The sequence below is a fragment of the Bacillus sp. D48C genome, from assembly GCF_053345735.1.
Genome location: NZ_JBKFAQ010000015.1, coordinates 50335 through 66453 on the forward strand (window position 1 = coordinate 50335; position 16119 = coordinate 66453).

Here is a 16119-nt window from a genome sequence, read left to right on the forward strand (position 1 = left end):
TGATTAGGCTGGAGGGAATGAATATAACTATGCATACATAGGAGGGAACAGGATGAAAGGTCCTAATTTTCAATTAAGTTTACAAACTTCTAATCTAGTTATCGGTTTTATGGTATGGGTTATTTTATCATCATTAATGCCTTATATTAAAGCGGATATTCCATTAACTGCGGGACAAATTTCTATGGTAACAGCAGTACCGGTTATTTTAGGTTCTGTTCTTCGTATTCCAATTGGCTATTGGACAAATCGTTTCGGAGCAAGAAAATTATTCTTTATTAGTTTTATTCTATTATTATTTCCTGTCTTTTATATTAGTGTTGCCAATTCTATGATGGATTTAATTATTGGTGGATTATTTGTAGGAATTGGTGGAGCTGTATTCTCAGTAGGGGTAACTTCTTTACCAAAATACTTTCCGAAAGAGAGCCACGGTTTTGTAAATGGTATTTACGGTGTCGGTAACGCCGGAACAGCAATCACTTCGTTTTTAGCACCTGTTATCGCAACTTCAGTTGGTTGGAGAACGACAGTACAATGTTATTTAGTTTTACTTGCAGCATTTGCACTTATGAACTTTTTATTAGGTGATCGTAAGGAGAAAAAGGTGAATACACCATTAATGGAACAAATAAAAGGTGTATATAAAAATGAAAAACTTTGGTTTTTATGTATCTTTTACTTTTTAACATTCGGATCATTTGTCGCATTTACAGTATACTTACCAAACTTTTTAGTATCTCACTTCGGATTAGAAAAAGTAGATGCAGGTATGCGGACAGCCGGATTCATTGTACTCGCAACAATTATGCGCCCGATTGGTGGTTGGCTCGGTGATAAGTTTAATCCATTTAAAATATTAATCTTCGTATTTATCGGTTTAACACTTTCAGGTATTATTTTATCATTAATGCCTAGTATGAACGTGTATACATTTGGTTGCCTACTAGTCGCATTTTGTGCAGGGATTGGAAATGGTACAATCTTCAAACTCGTTCCAATGTACTTCTCAGAACAAGCCGGTATTGTAAATGGGCTCGTTTCAGCTTTAGGCGGACTAGGAGGATTCTTCCCGCCACTAATTTTAACATTACTATTCCAATTAACAGGTCATTATGCAATTGGATTTATGGCGTTATCAGAAGTCGCACTTGCTTGTTTAATCATTACAGTATGGATGTATAGCCAAGAGAAATTGTTAGTGATGTTAAAGAATCATTAATAAGGAAAAAGAACCATCCCAAAGTATTTTGGGATGGTTCTTTTAGTAATAGGCTTCAACATGTTTTTATTGCTATCTCAACAAACGCTTGTTTTCTATAAGAATGTGCTTTTAAAATGAAAAACAGAAGGTTGATGGAATTTTATTTTAAAATATAGATGTCAAAAGTTATTTAATTAAAGGGCAGATTAGTTAAGGAAATCTTAAATCTATTCTAAAGATCGAACTCATTTTTAGAATGCAAATATTTAATTGAATCGGGATGTTTAGATGAAAAAAATATAAGTCCACTCAAGATAAACAAGTATCAGGTGTGTTAGGTGACTCAAGCGACAAGTATGGAATTGATGTAAGTATTCTTCGCATAGTAACTGCAGTATCAGATTTTTTTAGGGCAAGATTTTTTGGTAAGGCTAACGGATATTGTGAAAAAAGTACACTTAAACTAAAGAATACAGTTTAGTTCAATAAGATAAAGTTATGAATTTGTATAAATAATCTATAATTTTATTTATGAGTCATATTTGATATGTTAAAGAAAAGAGAGCGTTTAATCCAACTAAAATATATGTAGAATGAGGTTTTAAATGATTATTTTTATTATATTAGACGTAATATTACCAATATTAATATTGCTGCTAATTGGTGCAATTTTACAAAGGAAGTTCCAATTTAACTTAAAGCAGCTATCTACACTTATTACTTATTGCTTGATGCCAGCGGCTGTATTTATGAATATATATGATATTAGTATAGAGACAGGTTTGTTGCTCCAGATAATATACTATTTAATGCTTTATAGTTTGAGTCTGATCATAGTAAGTCATTTCATTTCAAAAACATTAAAGTTAGAAAAAGGAGAAAGTGCAGCTCTAAAAAATAGTATTTCGTTAATGAATTCCGGTAATTATGGATTACCAGTAAGTCAATTGATTTTCAGTCACAATCCAGTGGGGGTTTCCATTCAAATTTTTATTGTGATTTTCCAGAATCTTTTAACTTATTCATATGGGATATATAACTTACTATCAGCAACAAAAACAATCGGAAGTATTATTCAATCATTTCTAAGACTGCCTGTACTTCATGCGCTTGTATTAGGGGTTCTCTTTCAATCTTTTAAAATTCAAATACCTAATTCTATCTTTCTACCTCTTAATCAGCTTGCGAATAGTTTTGTTGCAATAGCAATCATATTGCTAGGAGCGCAATTATCTAACATTAAGCTTAATTTTTTCCATCGAGTCATAACATGGGCTTTAATTGGAAGGTTACTGATAGGACCATTATTAGCACTTGCCATGATCTATCTACTAAACATTGATGGTATTGTTGCACAATCATTATTTATTGCAAGTTCTTTTCCTACTTCAAGAAATACATCAACCATTGCTATGGAGTATCAAATAGAGCCTGAACTACATGCGCAAATCGTTTTATTTTCAACACTTTTCAGCATTGTTACAGTAACTGTCGTTATTTATTTGTCATATATTTTGTTTTGAATATACGTGCAAAAACGAATAGATTTGAGGCGATAAATGATGGACGGAAATCCCATCGATATGAGAAGAAAACAGTCTTAGATATATTGGGTGTCGTTTACAATTGTACCATGTCTGATAATCAAGCAGTTTAATTCAAAAAAAGGAAACGCATTAGGGGTTATTTCGGATGCAAATCTTTAAAGCATCTACATATAGACTTGCGAAAAAAGACACAATTTCGCTTATAATTGACGTTACATGAGCTTAGTTTGATAGCGATGGGGTGGGAGTGTCAAGTAAGAATTTTTTCTTTATTGATTTTATGCGGTTTTTCCGCAAAATTGTAACTAAGGAGGGATTCCAAGTTGAGTAAACAGAATATCAGCACAACAGTTTCAGGAGATATAATTGTTACCCATCTAGTTGGAAATATAAAAACAGATGATGTGTATGAATGGTTTAATGGTTTTGAGCAGGTTTGTCAGCAATTCATTTCTGAAGGGCGGAAATACAAATTGTTGGTGGATAGAAAAGGATACACGCCAAATCATTTTTCTGTTCAAAAAGTATGGAAAGAGAAGTTCTTCAATGAAATCATTTTGAATAACAGTAAGGCAATTGCATTTCTCCTTGAAGAGGGGGAGATAATGGATTATTTACAACAATCTAATACGAAAGAATCTGTGAGATTTTTTGATGATTATGAACAAGCGCTAATTTGGTTGAATGAATATCCAATATAAAACCTGTATTGAAGCAGTTGCTCTCAAGCAACTGCTTTTTTTGTCCGTAATTGTTGCCGCTATTTTTCTTCACAGATTCTTGTCCAATTGTTTGTCTGATCCTAAAAAGCGAAACTAAAGCAAAAGGAACAAACGCCTCTAAAAAACGTTTGTTCAAAGTTAATTACTATTTTAGCTAAGTGATAGATTACATTTTATGAGTACGAGAAAGCTTGTTTATAAGTTTAGGAAATATAGATGTTAGTTCCTGCTTCAAATGCTTCGTAAACGATGGATCTTTACCTGAAGTTGAAATAGTGACAACATATTCATCATGTCGGATGACACCAGGTGTGTGAAACGATGATTTTGTACCATCACTTACGACGTTAACCCACTGGAAATCATGGGCGGCCTGTTTGACCATCATATTTACAGCATGTTGATTTGTAGCTGCATAAATAAGATGAGCATCTTTAATATCATTATTACTAAAAGCTTTTTGCTTCCAAGTAATATAAGGAAGTTCCTTCATTTCCTCGCAAATTTCTGGGCTGATAACGGTGACAAAAGCGCCTGTATCCTTTAATCCGGACGCTTTTCGATATGCGATTTTACCACCACCAACTATAACGACCACTTTTTTATTTAAATTAAACATAAGAGGGTACATGTTATACATATATGCATTCCTCCATTCGTTCTAATAATGTTAACTTCATGTATCTATCAAACTGAAGACAGTTACAAGTTGTAACGTGATCGTATTTTTTTGCATGCAATTTAATTTTTTGAAGTAATAATCCGGTAAAGAGAAGGTACGGCATGACATATACATGGGATGAAGTCGATGTTATAGCCTTGAGCTCAGCAGTAAAAGAGGGAGTTCCTTTCGTTAAAAAGGAGCACGATACTGGCATACTGAGTTTTCGTTCGACGACTGCTCCGATTTGTTGTAATTCATGTAACGGCTGTGGATCACTACTGCCTCTCCCTACGAGTAAAACACTACTACCTTGCATTGGCATAGTTTCACGTATTCTTTTTACTACAAGTTCAACCATATGTGGATGTGTACTAAAAGGTTGTACAACTGAAAATGTTATATGTGGATATTGCTTTTGTATTTTCTCTATCTCAAAAGGAATATCACGTTTATAGTGAGCTGCTGCAAATAATAAAACAGGTACAATCATTATTGCAGTTGCACCCTCTAGTATTGCTTCTGTAACTGCATCCGAAATGGTAGGTGTCGTTAGTTCTAGGAAAGCTATTTTTTGAATCCGTTCGTTACGTTCTTTTATAACAGATTGAATAAAGTGAATGAATTGTTCGTTACCTTTTTGTAAGCGGCTCCCGTGTCCAACATATACAATTCCTTTCATCGTACCACCAAATCTTTCTTCATAATCATGTCTTGTAATTGCTCATCTACATTATGAAAACCGACTTTATTCGCATAGTGTAAAGTTGGAACGTCGGTATACGAGAATGGGAGGGTAAGAATATTGATAAAGCCTATGCGTTTTATTTCTGCTAGAAACGTATCAATAGAAGCACGACCTTCAAATACAATGCTGTCCCATGAGAATTCAGAAAGCATACGGGAATGAATTTCATCGAAGCGATGATCAATTGTGTACTCATGAGTCATCATATAGGAACCAGCACCAATTTTTTCTTGAATAACAGCAATTCGGTTAATGTTTCGTCCTAAATAAATCGTTGAATTCGAAGAAAATTGCGCAGGTTTACTTAACAATCCATATTGCATAAGCTTTTCTTGAATAGAAAGGTTCATATACTGAAGCTCTGCCTGTAAGGAGCGAATATCTTTATGATATTTACTACATGATTGCACTAAGATGTCTACACTCTCAGCGGAACAAAATACAAGACGATCAACGTTAAAAATCTTATTAATTTGTTCAGAGGTTAATGTGTATTCTTTCTTTTGGAAAATTGGAATTTGATATATTTCTGCACCGGACTCTTGTAACATTTGCTTTATTGCGCTTTTTTTATTTGTTGCAGATGCAAGTAAAACTTTCTTGCCGTGCAATGGTTTACGTTCTTTCCAAGCAATTTGATTCCGTAAAGTAACAACATCACCAACAATTGTCATAGAAGGGTTAGAAATATTTTCGTCTTTGACGATAGAAACAATGGTGGACAGTGTCCCTGTGACTACACGTTGTTTACCAGTTGTACCCCATTCAATGACGGCTACTGGTGTATCTTTTTTCTTTCCTGCTTGTAGTAAGTTTTCACAAATTGTAGGTAAGTTTTTTATACCCATGTAGTAGGCGATCGTGTCGCTATTATAGGATGAATTATATTTTCCATGATCGGTTAAAGGGCCTTTTGCATGCCCAGTTAATAAAGTGATGCTATTACTGTAGTTACGGTGGGTGAGGGGGATACCTGCATAGCTACTAGCGGCGATGCTAGATGTAATACCTGGTACGATTTCATATGGAACGTTCGCTGCTGCTAAAGTTTCTGCTTCTTCACCAACGCGGCCAAAAATAGATGGATCTCCGCCCTTTAATCGGACAACGATTTTTCCTTCTTGTGCGAATTGAAGGAGGTGGGCGTTAATCATTTCTTGTCGCATAATATGATTCTTTGGCATTTTGCCGCAATACATAAGTTCACATGTTTCTTTTGTATAACTAAGAAAGAAAGGGTTTAATAAACGGTCATATAAAACGATATCTGCACGCTTTAAACAATCTATCGCTTTCTTTGTAATAAGCCCTTCATCACCTGGTCCTGCACCAACTAAATATACATATCCGTTCATAATCGCACCTCTTCTATTTTTATGTAAAAGGAAGCCAGAGGAGGCTTCCTTTCGTAAATTACATGTTTATATAAATGTCACCATCAATAACTTCTACTTCGTATGTTTGGATACAGCCGTCATCAGGTTTTTGCACTTCACCTGTTAGTAATGAAATTTTCCAATCATGCAGTGGACAAAAGACGAATTCTCCAGATACAATTCCTTCTGCTAACGGTCCGTTTTTATGAGGACAACGATTTTCTACAGCTCGAATATCTCCATTTGAAAGGCGGAATAGGGCGATAGACATACCATTCATTTGCACCTCTTTACCGATTTGAATAGGAAGGTCTTCCGCACGCATAACTTTTATTTTTTCTTTCGTTTGTATCATATAGATCACAGCTCCTTATTTCACAGTTTCTACTTCATACATCGCTTTTAATGATTTCGTTTCTAGTGCTTGTCCCCATGCTTCTTTATATGTGCCACGAGCTTTTTGGAAACGTTCATTTAACTTAGTGACCATATTTGCATCTTGCAGTATTTCTTTTATGTGATCGAAGCCTAAACGTTCTGTCCAGTAGGCAGTACGCTCTCCATAAATACCAGTTTCACGATAATATTGCATATAAGCTGTAGCGATGCGAAGGACATCATCTTCAGTAGGGACAATCATTACAAAATCAGCTTCGCGTACTTCCGTACCACCATTTCCGCCAATATAAAGTTGGTATCCATTTTCGACACAAACAACGCCAAAATCTTTCGTCAGTACTTCCGCACAGTTACGCGGACAGCCCGTTACACCCATCTTCATTTTATGAGGTGTATCTACCATTTCTAATGATTGTTCAAGCAACATACCAAGTCCTAATGAATCTTTCGTACCGAAACGGCAGAAGCGAGAACCAACACATGATTTTACATTACGAAGCGATTTTGAATATGCATATCCCGAAGTCATATGTAAGTCAGCCCATACGTTAGGTAAATCTTGCTTCTTAACACCATATAACCCGATTCGGCTTGCACCTGTAATTTTCACAAGAGGAACATCGTACTTTTTCGCAACTTCAGCAATTTTCATTAAATCATCAGCTGTTGTAACGCCTCCGTACATGCGTGGAATAACAGAGAATGTACCATCGTGCTGGATGTTACCATTCATTCTTTCATTAACGAAACGGGACGATTTATCATCTTCATATTCTTCTGGAATCGCCATACGTAAATAGTAGTTTAAAGCAGGACGACATTTTGAACAGCCTTCTTCATGTATAAAACCAAGAACATTTCGTACTTCTTTTGGAGATTTTAAGCCTTTCTCGTGAATGGCCGCTACGACTTCATCACGGGATAAAGTTGTACATCCACACATACCGGCAGATTGCGCTGAGGCATCAAAAGCATCTCCAAGTGTATGAGATAAAACTTGTTCCACAAGCGGACGGCATTTACCACAAGAACCTGCGGCTTTCGTACAGCCCTTAACTTCTTCAAAAGTCGTTAACTCTTGTTCTAAAATGGCGTGAACGATTGTACCTTTCGTAACACCATTACATCCGCAAATCGTGTCATCCGCACTCATTGTAGCAACGTCAAGTGCACTTTCTTCACCAGCTTTGTGGAGAAGGGAAGCGGCTGTATATTCTTGTATATCCTCTTCTTTCTTTAACATGCTAAAGAGGCGTGTACCGTCAGCTGTGTCACCATATAAAACGATACCGACGACTTTATTGTCACGAATTAATACTTTTTTATAGGAACGTTTACATTCATCAAAGATGGATATTGCTTTCGTTTGGTCATCTTCATAAATTTGGCCAGCAGAGAATAAATCACAACCTGCAACTTTTAATTGTGTACCGACGATACTGCCCGTATATCCATCAGTTTGTAAATTCGTTATATGTTTTGCTAATATCGCACCTTGTTCATAAAGAGGAGCAACAAGTCCATATGCGATACCGTCATGTTCTGCACATTCTCCAACTGCATAAATGGATTCATCATTTGTTAGCATATAGTCATTGACTACAATACCGCGATTTACAATTAAACCAGCATCTTTTGCTATTTGCGTATTTGGGCGTATTCCGACAGCCATTACGATTAAATCACAATCTACAACTTCACCATCTTCAAATTGAATGCCCTCAACATGGTCTGTACCAAGAATTTTTACAGTTTTCTTTTCCATTAGAAATTGCATGCCTTGCGCTTCTAAATCTTCGCGTAATAGAGAAGCTGCTTTGGCATCTAGTTGTTGCTCCATTAAGCTTGGCATTAAATGAACGACATATACGTCCATTCCTAAATCAATAAGACCTCTTGCAGCTTCTAAGCCAAGTAATCCACCACCAATGACAACAGCCTTTTTCTTTTCATTAGCGGTATCAATCATAAATTGTGTATCTTCAATAGTTCGAAATCCTGTTACGCCAGGAAGAGTAGAACCTTCAACGGGCAAAATAAAAGCACTAGAACCTGTTGCGATAATTAGTTTGTCATATGTAAGAGTACGATTTTTTTCTGTGATAATTATTTTTTCTTCTCGGTTAATACTTTGAACCCTTTCATCTGTATACAAAGTTATTTCATTTTCCTCATACCAACTATATTCATTCATAATGATATCTTGCATATTTGTTTTGCCTTGTAAAACATGAGAGAGCATAATGCGATTGTAGTTTGGATGTGGTTCATCTCCAAAAATAGTAATCTCATATGAATCACTATCATGTTTTAATATTTCTTCCATACAACGTATGCCAGCCATACCATTTCCGATCATAACTAAACGTTTTTTCATTTTCGTTTCCCCTTTTTATGTGAAGTGTTGAACAAAGGATTATATTTCTATTATAGAAAATTTAAAAAGAGGGAGATGTGATATTTATCACATTTTTACAATGATTCACAAATTGTTAAAATTCGGACTTATTCGAGAGGGATGTGTATATTCTTTACCAAATGAAAAAACAGGACATAAGTATTTACACTCATGTCCTGCACTTAATTTACACTCTCGTAATTGCACGTGGAAATAAAATGTTATTTTCTAAATGAATATGCTCAAATAAATCAGACTCTAGTGCTTCAAGGCGTTGATAAACAAGTCGATAAGTGCCGCAAGCTCCTTCTGGAGGAGTAAAGTCATTCGTCACTTTACGAAGCTCTTTAATAATGTTGCCTGCGTGGTTATGTTCATTTTCCAACTCATCTACTACTTTACGTAACTTCACATAGTTTTCTTCAGTTGGATTTTGTTCAAATTCTAAAATTAATGGAAAATCTTCTGTTTCTTCTTTAATTAAATGTTGTTCTAGTTCCATCTTTAGTTCATGAAATAGCTTATGAATTTGAGCTAAATGAGGCTGACTTGCCCCATGAACACGTAATACTTTTGTCACATACGGACTTAATTGTGGCAACTCTTCATTTAAATAGCGATGATGCTTATTTATAACATAATCAATCAATTCGCGATAAGAAGCATTTTTCCAATCAATTTCAGATTCATTTAATCGTTTCATATTATTATAAAGCGTATTTAACTCTGTAAGCACTTCAGTAGCTGATAAATTTCTTTCATGAATTGCATCAATAAGCGGTTTATTGCCACCACAACAAAAATCTATTCTATATGATTTAAAAAGATCACTAGCTTTCGGGAATTGTGTAACGATCTCACCGACAATAGAAGTTTCAGTAAATGTATGTTTCATATGAACGCCTCCATAAAGTTTGAATGTAATTACTAAATTAAGAATAGCGATAAATGAAAATCAATGTGGTGATTGAAATCACTTATTATGTGTCATTTTTGAGAATAATAGTATGAAATTTATTTAAGAACACATCTAAATAAGAGAAAGGGATATTAAATGTAAGGCATTACAGTAAAAAAAGAAGCTTTTACTAAGCTTCTTTTTTATTACTATTATTCGCATGCAACTCCATCGCCGTCTCTATCTAGTTTACGACTATATCCTGGTTGATCTTTATATAGAGGAGCTTTCCCCGCAGCTCTAACTGCATCACAATTTTTGTAATATGCACTACTAGTATTTCCTGAGGTAGGTTGTGTTTGAGTTTGCTGTGCTTTTTGCTCTTCTTGTTGCTTACGAGCTTGTTCATCAGCCTGACGTTTTTGCTCTTCTTGTTGCTTACGAGCTTGTTCATCAGCCTGACGTTTTTGTTCTTCTTGTTGCTTACGAGCTTGTTCATCAGCCTGACGTTTTTGTTCTTCTTGTTGTTTACGAGCCTGTTCATCAGCTAGACGTTCTTCATCCTCTTGCTTACGAGCTTGTTCCTCGGCTTGACGTTTTTCATCTTCTTGCTTACGAGCTTGTTCCTCGGCTTGACGCTTCTCATCTTCTTGCTTTTGAGTTTTTTCGTCAGCCTCTTTCTTTTCTAGTTCTTTTTTCTTTTCGCTATCTTTTTGTTCTTCATTGTTAGAGGCAACTTTTGTACTAGTTGCTGTCGTTTTTTCAGAAGAAGGAGCTGAAATACCTAATAGCGCAACAAAAATGACAAATAATACGGCTGTAATAATAAATTGTTTTTTTGCTACACCTGTTTTCTTAATAACAGATAATATTGCAAGTACAAGGAAGAATATAAATAGAATGAAACTTAAAATAGCAAAAAATTCGATGACTGGGTGTTCAGATTTTGTTGTACCAGTCACTATTAATATAATTGAAATCATAAAAAGAATAACGGTAGGACGTCCATATTGTTTTGCTTTTCCATTTTTTTTAAAGAATGAAATGATACATAAGATTAAAAGAATAAAAGCAATAAAAAATAAAGCTGCACCAATATTACTCAAAATCGCCATTTTCATACCTCCATTTGTAAGATTTTTCTTATTGATTATATAGGAACTTATTGGATATTACACGTTTTATATAAATTTAGAAAATTAATATTTTTACTAGACTTATAAACATTTATTTGCATATAAGGGAAAATAGATATATTTACTATTACTTTTTGAAAGAGATTTCATAAATTATAGTATATCGATTGAAAGGAGGAGATTTGAATGGAATTTCAATTGTTGGTAACTTGTATATTACAAGAAGGTAATGCTTACTTTTTAGTAACGAAGGTAGACGATGTTATTACGTTAAAAGTACCGATTACTGCGGGAGTAGCAGGTTTATTTTTAGCTTTAGGTGTACCAAGATGTTCTTAATTTAAATATCTATAATAGAAGAGGAAGGGACATGCCTTTCTCTTCTATTATTACATAATATAATTATGTAAACTTTAATATCATATTTGTGATAGCACGTTTGAAATGGACATGCATATACTATAATGTTTCATTGGATGTTAGGGGTGGAAGGTAGTTTTAATAAGTGCATCCAGTGATGTTTTTAAGCTATGAAAATAAAAGAGGTGCTATTATATATGAAAAGAAAAACATTTGATATTCCAGTTACATTGCGAAGAGAGTGGTTTTTAATAGAGTTAGCTCATTTAACGAAAAAATATGGAATTGAAATTGCAACTAGCAAAATGGGTGCTGCACCGTTTTTAAGAGATCAAGTTACAGAATCAAAGATAGGGAAAGGGTTACAATACGATAAATATGATGATGAGTATATAATTGAAAATTAAAGGGTAACAACAAAATTAAATTAATTTATAACAAAATATAAAATAAAGCAGATTCTAAATATAGAATCTGCTTTATTATGAAATACTTCTAGTCAACTAACCTCTTTCTAGTGTTTTTCCTACATATTTCTCTTGCGTTATTCCAAAAGATTCACGAAGAATGCGAGCATAATCTTTAGATTCTATTGGTCGTTTATTTTTGGTGCCTTTAAAGGTTTCTGTGTAATTTTTATTTGTTAACGATATGTGACCATAAGTAGTTAATTTACAAGTGATAGCCCCTTTATTAAAAGGAGATTCTTTATGCTCTACAATCACTTTTTGAATGTTATTCACTTTTTTCTCATCTATTGGATCTAAAGTGAAAGCATAACCTATTTTCCATTCATTTGAAGGTTCAGATTGTAAGAAACTTGTAGATTCTCCGTTAGCTCCTTTTCTCATTTCTAAAATATGCGTACCTTTTCGAGTATTTCGTTTACGAATTCGATATTCTCCTGTTTGAGAGGAGATGGCTTCTCCTTTAAAAGGGACTGGATGTAAAGGGAGATGAGATGCAAAACCTGCATCCACAACATAATCTTTATTCTCATGACTTAATATGATAATGACATGACCATCATCGGGCTTCCATTTATTATCGTAAAGATCATAAACAGTACCGGCTACTTTGTATACTTGAAACCCACAATCAATTAAAAAATAATACAATAAGGAGTTTAATTCATAACAAAGTCCACCTCGTTTTTGAATAAGTAACTTTTCTATTAAGTTATCTTTTGAGATATTTTTAATAGTACCAGCCATAATATCAAGATTTTCATAGGGGAGAATCATTCCCATTTTTAATAAGATTTCATCTAAATCATCAAATGTTATTTCTTTTGCAGGAATTTTTAAGCGTTCAAAAAACTCCTTTTGTAAATTGGTCATCATAAAGTATTCTCCTTTCTTTTTACAGAATTTTCTTCTGCTCACCGATAGGTTAGTACTTCTACAAGGTTAATTCAAGTGCGCGGAAATTATCATAATATATGTTTCTGGAAATATGATTGTTTATTCGGAAATTTCAGTTTGATTTTTAATTGTAGGAAAGCCTTACAATATAGGGTCCTTTAAAATTATTTTGTATTTAATGAAAAGAAAGTACATATCTTTATTATGTTTTTAAATAACTAACTAGTAATAAAATGTTTTTTTACTAAAATTTTTTCAAGATTTGTATGCTTTATATAAACAATAATGATTTAAAAAATATCTGGATGTAGCGAAGTTAACAATTATTGAGAAACTTTTTTGTCGTATTCTATCAAAAGGAAGAGGTAGAAACAAAGAGAATAACGAGAGTTAAGGAAGAGGGTACACAACTAGTAACCTTCTAAAAATAGGGCTAACATCTTTTTAAAATCAAAGATTAGCTATTATTAAGGAAGGGAAAATATAAAATATTATAAAGAACACCTTCTTTCAAAAAAATAGGGGGAGTAATATGAGACTGATGAGAAGATGTGTGGCCTTACTAATTGTATTTTTTATCATGGATCCAACGATTAGCACAAATGTACAGGCAGAAGTTGTAAAAGAGCTTGGAAAGGGGTTTCCTGACACAGAAGTATTTACACCTGGGGAATGGTTTTTAGGCCAAAAACCTGCTAATTATGATGAGAATAAACCACCAATTCTCTTTGTACAAGGAAGAAATGGTAATGCGGATAGTTGGTATGGAAAGACAGTATATCATGATATAAATGATATGTATGATTATGCTTTGAAAGCAGGCTATCAAACAGTGTTTATACAATTATATGATGCTGCGGGGAAAGGTTCGGCTAGTCAGTGGGATAACGGAAAACTGTTAGCACAAAAACTTGAAGAAATATATAATCATTTCGGTAAAAAAGTTAATATTGTAGCGCATAGTAAAGGTGGTATTGATACACAAGCCGCATTAGTTGAATATGATGCGAATCGATTTGTTGGAAATGTTATTACACTTGCTACACCGCATCACGGCTCAAATTTAGCAGATTTGTCATATAGTTGGTGGGCAGGGTGGCTAGCTTCTATATTAGGTCAAAAAGATGATGGTACGTACTCGTTACAAATAGGTGAAATGGCAAAGTTTCGTTCAACAATAGATAATAACCCAGCAGCTAAATTAAACCGTTACTATACGGCTACTGGGACTAGCTGGGGGCCAACATTTTCTGCATTATCTATGGGCGGGTTATATTTATCATCGTACGGTTCAAATGATGGACTAGTAAATGAATGGAGTGCGAAGCTATCGTACGGTACACATTTATTTACAGATTCCAGATTTGATCATGACAATATAAGAAAAGGATCAGCTGTTTTTACACGAATCGAACCATATTTACGTACGACAAATGTGGAATTACCAGCTTTAGTAGCATCCAGCACTAGTTCAAATGAAGATCTAGAACAATTAAATACAACTTCAAATCAAAATATTTTAGGAGGCGAATTACCACAAAATCAGTGGATAGAGCAAACCGTTACAGTTGATAAAAAAGCGGAAGGAATAGTTTCTGTACTAACTGCTTCTTCTGATGTAGAAGTACAAATGGTATCTCCAAAAGGAAAAATATATGCAAATAAAGATAGCGCTATAACTACTGGTGAAGGCGAATCTTTCTTTAATGGGGCGACAATTAGAACATTTAAGTTTGATAAATTGGAAGTAGGCGAATGGAAAATCAAAATGATGGCGAAGCAGTCGAAAGATGCATATTTAGTTGTAAGCGATTACAAGAATGACGCACCATTTGTTCTTCAAATACCTACAAAAGTTAAAGTAAATAAACCTGAGTATAAACTGAAAAAATCACCAATGGCACCTGAAATGAAAGGGGATCTTTCCATAACAGTAAGAGTCGTTAATAAAGAAGGTAAGTTAGTCTCTGAATTTAATGAATTACAAAATGTTAATACGAATACATTTACAGGTGCTTTGAAAGATATAAAACAACCGGGAGTATATAACGTTACGATGGATATAAAAGGGATGAATAAAGAAGGAAAACCATATAATCGTACGATTGTTAAGTCGGTTTATGTAGAGAAATAAGGAAGAATAAATAAGCATAATATAAAAGTGCAGAAATCTTGTGTTAGAAAGAATTCTGCACTTTTTTTGCGTGATGAGAGATAATAAAAGTCGAAGAAAACTGTTATTCAATAAAAAAAGATGCTGAAATAGCATCTGAATGTGAAGAAATAATATTAACTTAGTTTTGTAACTGTTAATTCAACTGAATTTATACCATTGTCACAAGTTACAATACTTTGACGATTAAAGCCACTATTATTTCTAAGTTGAAGAGTTGAATTAGCTGGCACTGTAACAATCGTTTCGCCAACGAGTTGAAGACATTCGTTATTTGATGAAGTATTCATTTGAATAGCGAAGTCACCTTGACTATTAGCAAGTGGATTGTTATTTAAAAATATAGTTATGACTGGGATATGTGGAAATACAGGATTTAAAGTAGTATTAATACTGGAAATGAACGAAACTCTATAATCACCAGCTTGTCTAAATTGTATAGTAGTAGGGTTTAGTAAGGAAACGCCTCCTGCTAAAGGTCCAACGTGATTAAATGGAAAAGGGTTGCCAAAAGGAACAGTTATAAATTCAGTTTGCCAAAAAGTTCCGTATGCAGGACAGCTTCGTTTATGTGAATGGTCACATGAACATTTTTTATTTGAACTGGAAGAAGATTTGCATGAGCATTTTTTATACGAGTTTGAAGAATGATAGTATGAACCCAATATATTACCTCCTATTCTTAATAAATGTAAAACACATAATAGTTTATGAAAATGAATCACAATTGGCGTGTATGCTTGTACTATAAAAGGAGATAGATTTGGAATATAAAGTGGTCAAATGATGAAATGTAGTATTGGGGTATTACCTTTAACACTTTTTGAAGATGATAAGGTTCAGAATTTGATAGAAAAATGAATGGGATTTCTAAATGGATTGAAGTAACGAGGAAACGTTTATCCCGCTATTTTCCGAGCAGTAAGACTCCCACCTCAAAATTCAGCGAAAGCAAAGAAGTTAGATGGGGATGAACAAAACCCCCCACTGAGTAAAGTTTCACTTTACTATATTAATTTCGTATGACAAAACAGCAATATTATCTTTTGCTGTATGGATGTTATCGTTTGGTGAAGCTATGATATTTAATCGTATGTATATTAGATTATTTATTTTTTGTTTTTATTTGTGTA

General features: G+C 33.9%; 15 protein-coding genes. 6 read left to right on the forward strand and 9 right to left on the reverse strand.

Annotation, left to right across the window (positions count from 1 at the left end; translation table 11 throughout):
- The first annotated feature begins 52 nt into the window (after positions 1 to 52).
- The 3 genes from narK to ACLBXA_RS25855 all read left to right on the forward strand — a co-directional run bounded on the left by narK (position 53) and on the right by ACLBXA_RS25855 (position 3452).
- Entirely contained in the window at positions 53 to 1222 is a 1170-nt protein-coding gene (narK, locus tag ACLBXA_RS25845; protein ID WP_447617584.1) for a nitrate transporter NarK, read from the forward strand.
- A 587-nt stretch (positions 1223 to 1809) separates the two neighbouring features.
- A complete protein-coding gene (locus ACLBXA_RS25850) occupies positions 1810 to 2727 on the forward strand; it encodes an AEC family transporter (RefSeq protein ID WP_000583193.1) in 918 nt (305 codons plus the stop codon).
- A 347-nt stretch (positions 2728 to 3074) separates the two neighbouring features.
- Complete coding sequence (locus tag ACLBXA_RS25855; RefSeq protein WP_000043368.1) at positions 3075 to 3452, forward strand: hypothetical protein; 378 nt, start codon at positions 3075 to 3077, stop codon at positions 3450 to 3452.
- Positions 3453 to 3639: 187 nt separating this feature from the next.
- Here the strand turns inward: ACLBXA_RS25855 and ACLBXA_RS25860 are convergent, their stop codons facing one another.
- The 7 genes from ACLBXA_RS25860 to ACLBXA_RS25890 form a co-directional block, all read right to left on the reverse strand.
- Positions 3640 to 4113 carry a precorrin-2 dehydrogenase gene (locus tag ACLBXA_RS25860; protein WP_000282583.1) on the reverse strand — a complete coding sequence of 158 codons (474 nt, stop codon included), beginning with the start codon at positions 4111 to 4113 and terminating at the stop codon, positions 3640 to 3642.
- Positions 4106 to 4816: a sirohydrochlorin chelatase gene (locus tag ACLBXA_RS25865; protein ID WP_000676489.1), complete on the reverse strand. Its 711-nt coding sequence runs from the start codon at positions 4814 to 4816 to the stop codon at positions 4106 to 4108. The genes ACLBXA_RS25860 and ACLBXA_RS25865 overlap by 8 nt, the downstream gene beginning before the upstream one ends.
- Positions 4813 to 6237, reverse strand: a complete 1425-nt coding sequence (locus ACLBXA_RS25870) for a uroporphyrin-III C-methyltransferase (RefSeq protein WP_447617585.1) — start codon at positions 6235 to 6237, stop codon at positions 4813 to 4815. Before ACLBXA_RS25870 ends, ACLBXA_RS25865 begins: the two co-directional genes overlap by 4 nt.
- 58 nt (positions 6238 to 6295) lie before the next feature.
- Positions 6296 to 6613 (reverse strand): nitrite reductase small subunit NirD, encoded by a 318-nt coding sequence (nirD, locus tag ACLBXA_RS25875; RefSeq protein WP_000616697.1) that lies wholly within the window; start codon positions 6611 to 6613, stop codon positions 6296 to 6298.
- A gap of 15 nt (positions 6614 to 6628) precedes the next feature.
- Positions 6629 to 9034: an NADPH-nitrite reductase large subunit gene (nirB, locus tag ACLBXA_RS25880; protein ID WP_000746933.1), complete on the reverse strand. Its 2406-nt coding sequence runs from the start codon at positions 9032 to 9034 to the stop codon at positions 6629 to 6631.
- A gap of 208 nt (positions 9035 to 9242) precedes the next feature.
- A complete protein-coding gene (ric, locus tag ACLBXA_RS25885; RefSeq protein ID WP_000683171.1) occupies positions 9243 to 9950 on the reverse strand; it encodes an iron-sulfur cluster repair di-iron protein in 708 nt (235 codons plus the stop codon).
- 215 nt (positions 9951 to 10165) lie between these two features.
- Positions 10166 to 11068, reverse strand: a complete 903-nt coding sequence (locus tag ACLBXA_RS25890) for an excalibur calcium-binding domain-containing protein (RefSeq protein WP_127725777.1) — start codon at positions 11066 to 11068, stop codon at positions 10166 to 10168.
- Between the two features lie 207 nt (positions 11069 to 11275).
- Between ACLBXA_RS25890 and exsG the strand changes: the two genes are divergently transcribed.
- Positions 11276 to 11428 carry an exosporium protein ExsG gene (gene exsG, locus ACLBXA_RS25895; protein ID WP_000395679.1) on the forward strand — a complete coding sequence of 51 codons (153 nt, stop codon included), beginning with the start codon at positions 11276 to 11278 and terminating at the stop codon, positions 11426 to 11428.
- 218 nt (positions 11429 to 11646) lie between these two features.
- On the forward strand, positions 11647 to 11856 hold the full coding sequence (locus ACLBXA_RS25900; RefSeq protein WP_000824195.1) for a hypothetical protein: 210 nt from the start codon (positions 11647 to 11649) through the stop codon (positions 11854 to 11856).
- Between the two features lie 96 nt (positions 11857 to 11952).
- On the opposite strand, the gene ACLBXA_RS25905 is transcribed toward ACLBXA_RS25900, so the two are convergent.
- Positions 11953 to 12792: an arylamine N-acetyltransferase family protein gene (locus ACLBXA_RS25905; RefSeq protein ID WP_000988895.1), complete on the reverse strand. Its 840-nt coding sequence runs from the start codon at positions 12790 to 12792 to the stop codon at positions 11953 to 11955.
- A gap of 553 nt (positions 12793 to 13345) precedes the next feature.
- On the opposite strand from ACLBXA_RS25905, the gene ACLBXA_RS25910 reads away from it, so the two are divergent.
- Positions 13346 to 14947, forward strand: coding sequence for an esterase/lipase family protein (locus ACLBXA_RS25910; RefSeq protein ID WP_447617586.1), 1602 nt, complete (start codon positions 13346 to 13348; stop codon positions 14945 to 14947).
- Between the two features lie 155 nt (positions 14948 to 15102).
- Here ACLBXA_RS25910 and ACLBXA_RS25915 read toward each other — a convergent pair whose 3' ends face one another.
- The gene (locus ACLBXA_RS25915) at positions 15103 to 15651 is read right to left on the reverse strand and encodes a hypothetical protein (RefSeq protein WP_000536156.1); all 549 of its coding nucleotides are present in this window, start codon (positions 15649 to 15651) and stop codon (positions 15103 to 15105) included.
- Between the last annotated feature and the right edge of the window lie 468 nt (positions 15652 to 16119).

What these genes read in the sequence shown, in the direction of transcription:
- narK (WP_447617584.1), top strand. Translation starts at nt 53, where the DNA reads ATGAAAGGTCCTAATTTTCAATTAAGTTTACAAACTTCTAATCTAGTT.
- ACLBXA_RS25850 (WP_000583193.1), top strand. Translation starts at nt 1,810, where the DNA reads ATGATTATTTTTATTATATTAGACGTAATATTACCAATATTAATATTG.
- ACLBXA_RS25860 (WP_000282583.1), bottom strand. Translation starts at nt 4,113, where the DNA reads ATGTATAACATGTACCCTCTTATGTTTAATTTAAATAAAAAAGTGGTC.
- ACLBXA_RS25865 (WP_000676489.1), bottom strand. Translation starts at nt 4,816, where the DNA reads ATGAAAGGAATTGTATATGTTGGACACGGGAGCCGCTTACAAAAAGGT.
- ACLBXA_RS25870 (WP_447617585.1), bottom strand. Translation starts at nt 6,237, where the DNA reads ATGAACGGATATGTATATTTAGTTGGTGCAGGACCAGGTGATGAAGGG.
- nirD (WP_000616697.1), bottom strand. Translation starts at nt 6,613, where the DNA reads ATGATACAAACGAAAGAAAAAATAAAAGTTATGCGTGCGGAAGACCTT.
- nirB (WP_000746933.1), bottom strand. Translation starts at nt 9,034, where the DNA reads ATGAAAAAACGTTTAGTTATGATCGGAAATGGTATGGCTGGCATACGT.
- ric (WP_000683171.1), bottom strand. Translation starts at nt 9,950, where the DNA reads ATGAAACATACATTTACTGAAACTTCTATTGTCGGTGAGATCGTTACA.
- ACLBXA_RS25890 (WP_127725777.1), bottom strand. Translation starts at nt 11,068, where the DNA reads ATGGCGATTTTGAGTAATATTGGTGCAGCTTTATTTTTTATTGCTTTT.
- exsG (WP_000395679.1), top strand. Translation starts at nt 11,276, where the DNA reads ATGGAATTTCAATTGTTGGTAACTTGTATATTACAAGAAGGTAATGCT.
- ACLBXA_RS25900 (WP_000824195.1), top strand. Translation starts at nt 11,647, where the DNA reads ATGAAAAGAAAAACATTTGATATTCCAGTTACATTGCGAAGAGAGTGG.
- ACLBXA_RS25905 (WP_000988895.1), bottom strand. Translation starts at nt 12,792, where the DNA reads ATGATGACCAATTTACAAAAGGAGTTTTTTGAACGCTTAAAAATTCCT.
- ACLBXA_RS25910 (WP_447617586.1), top strand. Translation starts at nt 13,346, where the DNA reads ATGAGACTGATGAGAAGATGTGTGGCCTTACTAATTGTATTTTTTATC.